9 protein-coding genes are annotated in these 12465 nt (G+C 44.9%); 4 read left to right on the top strand and 5 right to left on the bottom strand.

The window, feature by feature from the left end; genetic code table 11:
* Positions 1 to 87: 87 nt before the first annotated feature.
* The 3 genes from AC4EG4_RS08730 (at position 88) to AC4EG4_RS08740 (ending at position 5101) form a co-directional block, all read left to right on the top strand.
* Positions 88 to 2175: a BglG family transcription antiterminator gene (locus tag AC4EG4_RS08730; protein ID WP_490987549.1), complete on the top strand. Its 2088-nt coding sequence runs from the start codon at positions 88 to 90 to the stop codon at positions 2173 to 2175.
* A 6-nt stretch (positions 2176 to 2181) separates the two neighbouring features.
* Positions 2182 to 3330: a mannitol-1-phosphate 5-dehydrogenase gene (locus AC4EG4_RS08735; RefSeq protein ID WP_490987550.1), complete on the top strand. Its 1149-nt coding sequence runs from the start codon at positions 2182 to 2184 to the stop codon at positions 3328 to 3330.
* Positions 3331 to 3601: 271 nt separating this feature from the next.
* Complete coding sequence (locus AC4EG4_RS08740) at positions 3602 to 5101, top strand: malate:quinone oxidoreductase (protein WP_490987551.1); 1500 nt, start codon at positions 3602 to 3604, stop codon at positions 5099 to 5101.
* A 163-nt stretch (positions 5102 to 5264) separates the two neighbouring features.
* On the opposite strand, the gene AC4EG4_RS08745 is transcribed toward AC4EG4_RS08740, so the two are convergent.
* The 4 genes from AC4EG4_RS08745 to glcT all read right to left on the bottom strand — a co-directional run bounded on the left by AC4EG4_RS08745 (position 5265) and on the right by glcT (position 9904).
* Complete coding sequence (locus AC4EG4_RS08745; RefSeq protein ID WP_490987552.1) at positions 5265 to 5807, bottom strand: ECF transporter S component; 543 nt, start codon at positions 5805 to 5807, stop codon at positions 5265 to 5267.
* A 146-nt stretch (positions 5808 to 5953) separates the two neighbouring features.
* Entirely contained in the window at positions 5954 to 6763 is an 810-nt protein-coding gene (locus AC4EG4_RS08750; protein WP_490976822.1) for an endonuclease/exonuclease/phosphatase family protein, read from the bottom strand.
* A gap of 94 nt (positions 6764 to 6857) precedes the next feature.
* Positions 6858 to 8894 (bottom strand): glucose-specific PTS transporter subunit IIBC, encoded by a 2037-nt coding sequence (gene ptsG / locus AC4EG4_RS08755; RefSeq protein ID WP_490976823.1) that lies wholly within the window; start codon positions 8892 to 8894, stop codon positions 6858 to 6860.
* Between the two features lie 167 nt (positions 8895 to 9061).
* Positions 9062 to 9904 carry a glucose PTS transporter transcription antiterminator GlcT gene (gene glcT / locus AC4EG4_RS08760; protein WP_490976824.1) on the bottom strand — a complete coding sequence of 281 codons (843 nt, stop codon included), beginning with the start codon at positions 9902 to 9904 and terminating at the stop codon, positions 9062 to 9064.
* Positions 9905 to 10233: 329 nt separating this feature from the next.
* Here glcT and AC4EG4_RS08765 point away from each other — a divergent pair, with 329 nt between their 5' ends.
* Positions 10234 to 11115 carry a Cof-type HAD-IIB family hydrolase gene (locus AC4EG4_RS08765; RefSeq protein ID WP_490987553.1) on the top strand — a complete coding sequence of 294 codons (882 nt, stop codon included), beginning with the start codon at positions 10234 to 10236 and terminating at the stop codon, positions 11113 to 11115.
* A gap of 85 nt (positions 11116 to 11200) precedes the next feature.
* Here AC4EG4_RS08765 and AC4EG4_RS08770 read toward each other — a convergent pair whose 3' ends face one another.
* On the bottom strand, positions 11201 to 12460 hold the full coding sequence (locus AC4EG4_RS08770; protein ID WP_490976826.1) for a YeeE/YedE family protein: 1260 nt from the start codon (positions 12458 to 12460) through the stop codon (positions 11201 to 11203).
* Positions 12461 to 12465: the final 5 nt, after the last annotated feature.

Consider the following 12465-nt stretch of genomic DNA (forward strand, 5'->3'; position numbering starts at 1 on the left):
ACAGAAAGGCGGGGATTCCTGCCTTTTTGTTCTATCTGCCTTTTCCGGTCTTGAAGAAAGCATCCAAAAGCGAGAGGAGTGAGCCGCATGTTTATCACGTTTAGGGAAAAGTCCATTATCGAACTGATTGTCAGAACCTCTGGAAAACATACGGTGCATTCGCTGTCTTCGTATTTGGATGTCAGTGCCCGGACCATTCAGCGTGACTTAAAGTCGGTGGGGAAAATGCTGCAGCAATTTGAACTAACAGTGGAACGAACCGGGGATGAAGGCCTTTTCGTGGCAGGGAAAAATGAGCAGGTTTACCGTCTGATTCAAAATTTGGCAACAGCCAGTCCTGCAGACGAAACTCCTGAAGAAAGAAAGTTGAAATTGCTAGTGATTTTATTGCACGAAGGCCCATTTTTTAAACGGCAGATGCTGGCTGGCCGATTGGGCATCAGCACCGCTACCTTAGCGGCTTATTTAGATGACGTAACGGATTGGCTGCGAAAGTTTTCAGTAGGGGTGTCACGGACAAGAGGCGTTGGTGTGGAAGTGGATGGTGAAGAAGCCAACAAGCGGCATGCACTTGGCAGCTATGTTCTGGCTTATTTCTATGAAGAGATGATTGAGAGTTTGTATTTTTTGCAGCAAGGGAAAAACCAGGGAGAGAAAGTTCTTGGGTATTTTTCTCCGGAATACTTGGCAGCCGTGGATCAATTGGTGGATCAAAAAATCAATAAAGAACAAACCCGGCTGGCAGACAGCGATTATATGGGCTTAGTCGTATACAGCTGCCTGTCTCTTCAACGGACAGAAGCCGGCTTTGTACTGGATCCGGCAGACCAAACAGCGAGTGATTCAGGCAACGAATACCGGCTAATGGAGAATATGGGAAAAGAGTTGCAAGAGCGGCTTTCAGTTGCCTTGACTGGAGCCGATGTGCATTTTTTAACGATGATTTTAAAAGGCTCGAAAGTGCAGGCAGCGGATTTGACGTATTATGACAGTGTAGTGCTCGGCAGAATGATCAAAAACCTGATACGCGATGTTTCAGAACAGCTGCATGTTGACTTGATTGATGACTTTTCGCTGTATCAGGGATTGCTTGCGCATATGGGTCCTTCCATTTTCCGTTTAAACCAAAAGCTCGAATCTTACAATCCACTGACGGATGAGATCAAACGGAAATACCCGGTGCTGTTTATGGCCGTTAAGCAGGGTCTGGAAAACGAGTTTAAGAATCTGGAGTTTTCACCTGATGAGACGGCCTTTATCGTGCTTCATTTTGGATCAGCTTTGCTAATGAAGGAAGAGAAGGTTCGAATTGATGCGGTGGTTATTTGCCCAACTGGCATTGGGACGTCGAAGATGCTGGCAAGCCGCATCCAAAAAGAACTGCCGGAAATCAATTCAGTGGAAATCCTGTCCATCAATGATTTTCAAACAGCCCATTTTCAGGACTACGATTTGGTGATTTCGACCATCCGGCTGCCGGTGACAGAAGTGGATTACATTATGGTGAGCCCACTGCTGAGCGATCGGGATATTGGCTACATCGAAAGCTATTTGCAAAATAATGTGGAAAAAATCACGCGCAAAAAGCAATACTTGAATCCAGGAAATCCAAGCGGCCACTTAATACCGAAAGGACGGCCCAATATACAAAATGTCTTGCGGGAGATAAAAGAAGTGCAGGGCAGCATAGATGCAATTTTGGCCAGTTTTAAAGTGATGCACAAACATCTTGCAACGGATTATTGGGAAGTCTTGCAAGAAGTGGTTGAACTGGCGGAAGCGGATGGATTGGTTACAAATGCCGCCTCTACGATGAACGAATTGAAAGAGCGTGAAAAAAAAGGCGGATTGGGGATTCCAAATACCAATATGGCTCTTTTTCACGGCCGCGATGATTCCATTCAACAACCTGTTTTTCAAATCGTCCATTTGGACAATTCGCTTATAGTCAAAGGAATGGACGGCGAAAGCATGCAGATGAAAAACTTGCTGCTGATGCTTGCGCCTGAAATGTTGACGGGCAGAGAGCAGGAGATCTTAAGCTTAATCAGTACCAGCTTGATCGAAAGTGATGTATCGATGATGATTTTTTCGTCTTCCAACGAGAAAGTGATCCGCCAAAAACTAGAAGATATTTTCTTGGAGTATCTACAAAATAATTTGATAAAGGGATGATGATTAATGAAACAAGCCATTCATTTTGGAGCAGGAAACATTGGCAGAGGATTTATCGGCGCTTTATTTTCCGAATCAGGCTACCACGTGACATTTGTGGATGTGGCCGAGCAAGTAATCAATAAGTTGAATGAAGAAGGAAGCTACAAGGTAAATATGGCTCAGTTGCAGGAAGAATCGATCACCATTGAAAACGTATCGGGCATTAACAACATGACGCACGAACATGATGTTATTGACGCGATTCAACAAGCGACGTACTTAACGACAGCGATCGGGCCCAACATTTTGCCAAGAATCGCACCGCTGATTGCCCGTGGCCTGGCCAAACGCGTAGCAGCAACAGATGAAAAAATTTATGTCATTGCCTGTGAAAACCAAATCGGCGCAACGGACATCCTTAAGCAGCACATCATGGACAATCTTGACGAAGAAGCAAAGAGACAGCTGGATGGGAAAGTGTACTTCTTTAATTCAGCGGTTGACCGCATTGTGCCAATTCAGGACCAAAGTTCACTAGACGTTTTGGTGGAACCTTATTTTGAGTGGGTTGTGGAAACGACTGAAGACATTCCTCATGTAGCTGGCATGAAAATGGTCGAAGACCTTGCTCCGTTCATCGAGCGCAAATTGTTTACCGTAAACACAGGCCATGCCGTAATCGCGTATCTCGGTTACCTTGCTGGAAAATCCACCATCGATGAAACTTTAGCTGATGAAAAAATTGTGGACCAAGTTAGAGAAACCCTCAAAGAAACAGGGGCTTATCTGGTGAAGGAATACGGCATTGATGAAGAAGAGCATTTGGCTTATATCAACAAGAATATTGAGCGTTTTAAAAACGCCTATTTGAATGACGGCGTGACACGTGTTGGCCGTGCGCCCATCCGTAAATTGGGTCCTGAAGACCGGTTGATTCGTCCGGCTACACAAGCGCAAAAAGCAGGATTGCCATATAGCTACTTGGCCAATGCCATTGCAGCAGCACTATTGTTTGATTACCCGGAAGACGAAGAAGCGATGCAAATTCAGGAAGAAATCCGGAAGTCTGGACCAGCTGCTGCGCTAAAAACGTTCAGCGGCTTGTCGGAAGACAACGAGATCACTAAAGAAGTGGTTCGCCAGTACGAATTATTGCAAGCCCAAAAGCATTAAAATAACTGAAATCAAAATGACAGACATGCATCCGCATGTCTGTCATTTTGTGTTTTAGAAAGCTCTGGAGCTTAGCAGTGCATCTTACTTTTGTACTGGCACCGATTGGGTTATACTTGACAGGCAAAACCAGAAGAGTACAATCAAAAAATGTGATATAATTATACAATTGAAGCAGAAAAGGTGCGTTTCGATTGAGCCTGGCTTTTTGTATTATTTGATCAGGAGCAATAGCACCTATATGCAAATATACGGGATAAGGAAGGTTATAATGGACAACCAACAGAAAAAAAGAAATATCATATTAATCGGCGCGGGAGTCATGAGCGCGACTTTAGGGTCAATGCTTAAAGAACTTGCACCGGATTGGAATATTAAAGTATTTGAGAAATTAGAAAAAGCAGGATCAGAAAGCTCGAACGAATGGAACAACGCGGGAACAGGACACGCTGCACTGTGCGAACTTAACTATACACCCGAGCAGGCTGACGGTTCTGTCGATATCAAAAAAGCTATCAATATTAACGAGCAGTTCCAGTTATCAAGACAGTTTTGGTCATTTCTTGTAAACAACAAACGCATTGCCAATCCACAGGACTTTATCATGTCGATTCCGCACATGAGCATGGTGCAGGGAGAAGACAACGTCCGTTTCCTGAACACGCGTTTTAATGCATTGTCTAAGAGCCCCCTATTCAAAGGGATGGAATATACAGCTGATCCGGCAAAATTGAAAGAATGGATTCCGCTTATTATGGAAGGCCGTTCTACCAATGATGCAATCGCAGCAACCAAAATCGATTCTGGAACTGACGTCAACTTCGGCGCGTTAACAGAAATGCTGTTTGATCACTTGAAAGAAGAGCAGGTCGAGATTAATTACAACCACGCAGTCAAAGACATTAAACGCAGCGGCGACGGCATGTGGGAAGTAAAAGTGGAAGATCTTGCAAACGATAAAATCGAATACCACAGTGCCGACTTTGTCTTTATTGGCGGCGGCGGTGGAAGCTTGCCATTGCTCCAAAAAACAGGCATTCCAGAATCCAAGCATATCGGCGGATTCCCGGTAAGCGGGATGTTCCTGGTCTGCAACGATCCGGAAATCGTCGAACAGCATCACGCAAAAGTATACGGAAAAGCGAAAGTCGGAGCTCCTCCGATGTCCGTGCCGCATTTGGACACACGCTTTATCGACAACAAGAAATCATTGTTGTTCGGACCGTTCGCAGGGTTTTCACCGAAATTCCTGAAAACAGGTTCGAACATGGACTTGATCGGATCTGTTAAACCGAACAACGTCTTTACAATGCTGGCTGCAGGCGCAAAAGAGATGTCTTTAACAAAATATCTGATCCAGCAAGTCTTGTTGTCGAATGAAAAGCGCGTAGAAGAATTGCGCGAATTTATTCCGACTGCCAAACTTGAAGATTGGGATGTTGTGGTAGCCGGACAACGTGTACAAGTTATCAAGGATACGGACAAAGGCAAAGGAACCTTGCAGTTTGGTACAGAAATTGTCACAGCTGCCGATGGTTCAGTTGCAGCGTTGCTTGGAGCTTCTCCAGGTGCCTCTACGGCTGTTCACGCGATGCTTGAAATCTTCAAAAAATGCTTCCCGGACGAAGTAGGCGGCTGGGAACCGAAAATTAAAGAAATGATTCCATCATATGGCGTATCCTTGTCTGAAAACCCTGAGCTTCTTCAGGAAATTCATTCATTAACAGCGAAAGCACTTCAGCTGGACGAAAAAAGCCCAGTAGGAATATAAAATAATTGGTGCATGCCCCATTCATCCGAATCGATGAATGGGGCATTTTTTCTTGAAAAATGATAATGGAAAAAGTAGAGCCTGTCTCAAAAGTAAAAAAAAGCGTACCTAAGTTTTAGGCACGCTTTTTTCCTTATAAATGTATCGTTTGTTCAAAGGTTGCTTATTTAAAGAAAGGTGTTTTCTTCAAGGCGATGGCCACTGGAATCGCAATAATCAGGCCAACTGTATTTTGGACAAGGTTGCCGGGAATGGAAGCTGCCGGGATGATCCAGCTGCTGAAAATGATGGCTTCACCGACATAGTAAATTGCGACCATTAATGGAATCGACACGATGGCAGCTAAAATATTAAAGCGTGTACTGCCACCGTTTCTACCGCCTGACCAGGCAATTTTTCCGACCACATAGCCTTGTAGGCCACGTGCCACTATGGTAATCGGTGCCCACAAAGTCCAGCCAGAAACGAGGTCAAACAAACCCATTCCGACCGCGCCAGCAATTAGTCCTTTTTTAGGACCGAAGAGGATCGCAATGATGAAAAGCATGGCAGTACCGAGGTGCACAAGTCCGCCGTTTGCCGCAATCGGCAGGCGGATGTTCAATAATAATGTAGCAACAAAGACAAGTGCAATGGCCATGGAAGTTAAAACTAAATCAAGAGTGCGGGAATTATTTGCAGGTGAGTAGCTAGTTGTTTTTTGCATCGTTGGTAACCTTCCTATCTTTTCTTTTTCAGATAAGATTAGCAGAGATGTGATCTAGTTAAAAGTATCAATTCTGAATAAAACTTAGGGGTCAGTTTTATTTTCCATTTATAAACCTGCTGAAGAAGAGCCATTTGCAGCAGGTTTCAGGACCCCGATAATTTGGGCATAACTACTTTCGCTTCTACACCAAAGTGATCCGAAATAACGGATTTGTTGCGGTTATTGAAAATGACTTGTGAAGATAGCACTTCGATGGGGCTGTTCGCTAAAATCAGATCGATGCGCAAATCCTCTTTGTTGTCATTCCACCCTGTGATTTTCCCTTGGACTGTTGTTCCCTTGTCTTTATGAGCTGCCAACTCATACGTATCGTAAAGTTTTTCATTGGTTAAGTAGTCATAGCCTTCGCGAGGCAGGGAAGCACTATTATTAAAGTCTCCCATCAGAAAGGATAGACCATCCTGTTTAATTTGCTCCAAAAGCCGGTCTGCCTGCTGTTTGAAAGGTTCTTCTTCGTCCACCCACCAGCCCATATGGCAGGAGTAAAAAGAGATCGGCGTATCTTGGTAATCGATTTGCACACCAATAATTTTTCGGGTTTTCCAGTAAGTGATATCCGTGCTTTGGCTGACGAAAAAAGAATTCTCAGCTGAAATCGGATGCTTGGTTAAAATGGCGACGCCTTCTTCATAAGTTCCGTAAACCAAATGGGAAAAGCTCCAGACAAGCGAGTAGTCTGCAACGCCGATCCTTTCAAGTTCCTTGAGCAGGACAATTCCGAAATTGTCTTCTTTGATGTCGTCATATAACAGCTCAGCGTTAATTGATTGGTTGACTTCCTGAAGGGCGATCACGTCATAATGCTTTTCTTTGATGGTTTCTGCCAAATGTCGGATTTTTTTGTATTGATTTTCTTCATGCCACGAATGGCAGTTCAAGGTTAACAAATTCATGTATTCAGCCTCCTGATTTATTGTTCTTATAGGAAAACCCAGCAAGCAGACGGAGAAATTCCGAATGCTGCTGGGTTTTAGGGCGTGCTCTACATCAAACGACAGGTTCGCCATGAATAATTTCCATGATGTCCTGATCCTTTGCTGCGATAGCGCCGGATTTTGTAAGTTTGATTGATTGGCCTTCTTCAAGATTCGTGAAGACAACTGGTGTAATGATTGATGCTGCATTTTTAGCGATGTAATCCAAGTCCATCTCCATTAGAAGCTGTCCTTGTTCAACAAGGTCGCCTTGTTCAATATGTGAAGTAAACCCTTCACCTTTCAAGTGAACCGTATCAATACCAATGTGGATCAGAATTTCCGTTCCGTTGTCTGCCGCGATGCCGATAGCATGCTTGGTAGGGAAGACGGTAACGACTTTACCGTTTACCGGAGAAAAAACTTTTCCTTCAGTTGGCTTGATGGCAAATCCGTCTCCGACCATTTTGCCTGAGAATACTTGATCCGGAACTTCTGAAATTGGTAGAAGTTCACCGGTAATCGGGCTGTTGAATTCCAACGGCGTTCCTGATGCTGATGCATTTTCATTTGGTGCCGCAACTTTGGCAGCTGGTCGAGGTGATTTGCCATTGATGATGTCTTGCATTTGTCCGCGCAGGCTGTCTGAAACCGGTCCAAAGATGGCCTGGATGTTGTTGCCAACTTCCATAACGCCTGAAGCGCCAAGTTTTTTGAGTTTCTTTTTATCTACATTGCCTTTATCTTCTACACTGACGCGCAAGCGTGTGATACAAGCATCAAGGTGTGTAATGTTTTCCTGTCCGCCCATAGCCGCAAGAATTTCATATGGAAGGTCGCCGATTTCTCCTGCTTCTTCTTCGCCTTCTTCATCGTCTTCACGTCCAGGCGTCATCAAGTTGAACTTTTTGATCGCAAAACGGAAACCGAAGTAGTAGATGACCGAGAAGACTAGACCCACAACAATAACCCAGAACCATTCTGTTCTGCCAGGAAGTACCCCGAACAGCAGGAAGTCAATCAGTCCGCCGGAGAATGTCATCCCGATCTTAACGTCGAGCAAGTGCATGGTCATGAACGACAGTCCTGCAAAAACGGCATGGATACCGAACAGGACAGGTGCTACGAACAAGAATGAAAACTCAAGAGGTTCCGTAATCCCTGTAAGGAACGAAGTCAAAGCACCTGAAAGCATGATTCCGCCGACAAGTTTCTTTTTCTCAGGGCGTGCACAATGGTAGATAGCAAGTGCAGCAGCCGGAAGACCGAACATCATGAATGGGAATTTACCAGTCATGAATGTACCTGCAGTAAAGTCAACGCCATCCTGCAGTTGAGCAAAGAAGATGCGCTGGTCGCCACGGATGATTTCTCCGGCAGTGTTTGTGTATTGGCCAAATTCAAACCAAAACGGTGAATAGAAAATATGGTGCAAACCAAATGGAATCAATGAGCGTTCAATGGTACCGAAAACGAATGCCGCAAGCGTCCGGTTTGTTTCCAGCATAAAGTGGGAAAGTGTGTTCAAACCTGTTTGGGCAAATGGCCAAACCAGGTACATCACGATTCCAAGGAAGACAGCTGAGAAAGCAGTGATGATTGGGACAAAGCGCTTTCCTGCAAAAAATCCTAAAAACTGTGGCAATTGAATATTAAAGAATTTATTGTACATGAAGGCAGCCAGCACACCGACGATAATCCCGCCGAAAACACCGGTTTGAAGTGTAGGAATTCCCAATACATTGGCGTATGCCGGGTCAGTGGTCATTTCCATGGTAATTCCGCCAAATGCTTTCATCGTAACGTTCATGATCAAGTAACCGATGATCGCAGCAAGTCCTGCTACGCCATCACCACCGGCTAGGCCGATCGCAACTCCGACAGCAAACAGCAAGGGCAAGTTATCAAAAATGACCCCGCCGGCTTCTGCCATAATGAATAGGAGCGATTGAATCCAATCGGCTCCCATAAACGGAACCGCTTCCAAAAATGAGTCTTGTGCAAAGCTGGTACCAAAAGCCAATAGGATCCCGGCAGCTGGCAACAATGCGACAGGCAGCATGAGGGCTTTACCTACTTTTTGCAATGTGCCGAACAAATTGAATGACATGTGATTTCCTCCTCGTTGGTTCGAATATGAGACATGAAACAGGCCAATTGAATACAAAAAAAGACATGAGCAGAAAAGGCAAAGTTGATAAGAGGGCAGAATCGTCCTAAGCGTCAACTTTAGCATCTTTTCATACTCATGCCTGATCGAATCAGTAACACGTATGGTCAGAATTTATGTGTCAAGCGTTGCAGATGAATTGTCAAATACATGACTTCAGCTTCATCTACAGGCTTATTCAATTGGTTTTGCATAACTTTAATGAGCTTCCATGCAAGATTATAGCACACAGGATATTCACTTTTCAACATCGCTGCCAATTTATTTTCTTCACCCAGTGGATCTCCTTTGTCTGCGCGGTCGATGGCGCGGTGAAGGTGCTGAATGAGACGATGGTAATCAATATTGTCTTTTTTCAACTGGATTTCCAAGCTGTTTTCGATGATGCCGACCATTTTTGCAATCAAGGTATGGTAGCGGTTGATGTCGCGCAAGGACTTGTCGGTAACAGCACTGTGGACATGAAGCGCGATAAAACCAATTTCCCCTTCCGGAAAGGAAACCCCCGTCTGCGCTTCCACTTTTTGCACTACTTCTTTGGCCACCATGTATTCTTTCGGATACAGTGATTCGATCTCGAACAAAAATGGATTGGAGAATTGAATGTCTTTTTTTGCCCGACTGATGGCAAACGCGATGTGGTCTGTCAGTGCGACGTGAATATGTTCGTTCAGTTCTTTGCCCATTTTTTCCTCGATAAACAAGAGCAGCTCATGAATAAAAGCAATGAGTTTTTCTTCAATGTAAGGAAGCAAGTTGACGTATTGCTCCATTTCTTTTTCGTCCTGCAGCAAAAAGGTTTTATCTGCTTCCTCAAAAGGAACAGAATCCCCCTTTTTCCGGTTAAAGCCAAGGCCATTGCCGATCAATACAGCTTCTTTGTATGTATCATTGCTGGCAATAACCACGTTATTATTTAAAACTTTTTGTATGATTAAAATTTGTTTCATTTTAGCCTCCACCTGCCTCCGGTGTTTATTTCCGGTCTAACTGGCATCACGAACGATTTTTCTGCAATCTATATAGGCCGATCCCAATCAGCATTTTAAACGGGGTCAGAGGGCACATCTGGAAAACACTCTTCAACTGGACGGCATTGTGCCCCTGCTAAATAAAAATCTGAAAATTACTCTATCCCATATTCTAGCATTTCTTTTCTTTTTGCAATAGCCATTGAACTGGCTTCCTAAATAACAGTTGTTGCACATTCATTGAGTTTAAAAAAAGCAAGGCGTATACTGAGGCTAAATCGATTGTATTACTAGCAGGAGGTAATGGAGTGACAATTAACCCTAAAGCCGTCTTTTTGGATATGGACGGAACAATTTTAAACCATACAAACGAAGTGAGCATGGATACGAAAGAAATCATAGATGAACTTCGAAGTGCTGGCGTATTCGTTTTTATCGCAACAGGAAGATCGGCTGATGAATTGGTAGAAATGTTGCCAGAAGGATTTGCGGTAGATGGTTTTATAACAGCAAATGGCATGGCCGGCTACATTGGCGAAGAAGTTGTATTCGAACATGCACTGCCGATGGATTTGGTGGAAACGGTTCTGGAGAAGGCGCGTGAACGTGAAATGTATTACGAGCTTTTCCCGCACAGAGAGGCACGGTTGGTGCTGAACCAAGACAAAGAGTTTGTGGAAGCGGCAGTTCGGGACCCAAAACCCGATTCCGTACAGACCAACGAATGGATTTCCCGCCAAAAAGCGATCCAAGAAGAAATTGAGTGGACCGATGAAATTACAGGCTCTCATTTTTCCAAGTTTTACTTTTTCTCAAGAACCCGCGATGACATCAACGACTGGAAAATCGAATTGGAAATGCTGCAGGAACATATGGAATTTACAATGACTCCTTCTTCTCCGCATAACGCGGAAGTAATGGTCGCAGGCGTCAACAAAGCATCCGGCATTGCCCAAATGTTGGAGCGCTTCGGGTTAACGGGTTGTGAAACACTGGCCATCGGAGACAGCGATAACGATGTGAAGATGTTTGAATACGTCAGCCACGCTGTAGCGATGAAAAATGCAGCAGGCCACATACAGGAATTAGTGGATGAAGTAACGGAGTTCAGCTGCGACGAAAACGGCGTCTACCATTACTTGAAAACCAAGGTATTGGCTCCTTTGGAAGCAAAAGCACCAAAAGCATAAAGTGAATAGCTCCAAAAAATCCCCCAAAACGGCCACCCTAAAGGTGAGCGTTCTGGGGGATTTGATTTGGATCGGTGTTTCATTGTCAGCAAACGGAATCGTTGGATTTTGGTACTGACAATCCGAACAGTGGACGCAAGTACAAGGCAACAAACGTACCGGCCAATGCCAAGATGCCCCAAATATAGCCGTGCAAGCTGAACGAAGCAATGCCGCCAAAGTAAGCACCGATATTGCAGCCAAACGCCAGGCGGGCACCATAGCCCATCAACAGGCCGCCAATAACCGAAGCGAAGAAATTGCCAACTCGTACTTTCGTGAATTTGAACAAACCGCCTGCAGCTGAAGCAACAAACGCCCCGATGATAACCCCAAAGTTCAAAATTGTGGTGGAATCGGCAAAGATTGAAGACTCAAGCATAGCCGCATTGGCACCTTGCCAATATCCCCAGCTTGCTACGTCAGCGCCAAAAAATTCAGCGATTTTCGATCCCCAAAGAGCAAAGGCCGACGTGATGCCCCAAGGTGTTCCGCGGACCATCAATGTTAATGCATTTAAACCAGCCAACACAATTGCAGCTGCGAACAACGGCCACGAACCGCGGAAAATCCGTCTCCATCCAGATGCCGAAGGAACAGGCGCCATTTTTGGTGCGCGTCTTTTTTTCTCAATCACAATGCTGATCAACGCGATCAAACCAAAAATGATAATCGACACAAGCCAGGCACCGCCATAGCCAAGTCCAGTAGACGTTGCCAATGAAATGGGTTCGAATGCTGGAAGGTCTTCTGTCCAAAATGGCAAATGGTAAGCGCCGATTGTTGTTCCGATAATGAAGAATATCAACGTAACAAACATTACGGTACGTCCGCCGCCAATTGCGTACAATGTACCGGAAGCACAGCCGCCGCCTAACTGCATGCCGATACCGAAAATAAAGGCACCGACAATCAGGCTGACGCCGACCGGCGAAACATAGCCGGCAACTTCAGTTCCGAAGAACGAGTAACCGTATGCCAAAATTGGCGCAAACAAGGTTACAGCAACTGCCAGCATCAGCATATGCGACCGCATTGCCTGACCATTTCCGACAGATGCCAAGCGCCGAAATGCTGAAGTAAAGCCGAAGCGTGCGTGAAATAATGTGTAACCGAGTGATAGCCCGATAATGAGCAGAATTGGCTGGGAAATGTGCTGAGTAGCCAACAAATAAACCATCAATAGGGCTGCAACGACCAATCCGCCGACAATTAATGGAACTTGCGGACTGTTTAAAGCTGTATCTTTTCGTGCAACGGGCTCTTGTGCATCGTTGACCGGTTGAACTTTGGTAATAGAAGTCATGAAAT

Source organism: Planococcus sp. TJ-201 (genome assembly GCF_058268495.1).

Coding starts and splice junctions, on each gene's coding strand:
- AC4EG4_RS08730 (WP_490987549.1), top strand. CDS start 88: ATGTTTATCACGTTTAGGGAAAAGTCCATTATCGAACTGATTGTCAGA.
- AC4EG4_RS08735 (WP_490987550.1), top strand. CDS start 2,182: ATGAAACAAGCCATTCATTTTGGAGCAGGAAACATTGGCAGAGGATTT.
- AC4EG4_RS08740 (WP_490987551.1), top strand. CDS start 3,602: ATGGACAACCAACAGAAAAAAAGAAATATCATATTAATCGGCGCGGGA.
- AC4EG4_RS08745 (WP_490987552.1), bottom strand. CDS start 5,807: ATGCAAAAAACAACTAGCTACTCACCTGCAAATAATTCCCGCACTCTT.
- AC4EG4_RS08750 (WP_490976822.1), bottom strand. CDS start 6,763: ATGAATTTGTTAACCTTGAACTGCCATTCGTGGCATGAAGAAAATCAA.
- ptsG (WP_490976823.1), bottom strand. CDS start 8,894: ATGTCATTCAATTTGTTCGGCACATTGCAAAAAGTAGGTAAAGCCCTC.
- glcT (WP_490976824.1), bottom strand. CDS start 9,904: ATGAAACAAATTTTAATCATACAAAAAGTTTTAAATAATAACGTGGTT.
- AC4EG4_RS08770 (WP_490976826.1), bottom strand. CDS start 12,460: ATGACTTCTATTACCAAAGTTCAACCGGTCAACGATGCACAAGAGCCC.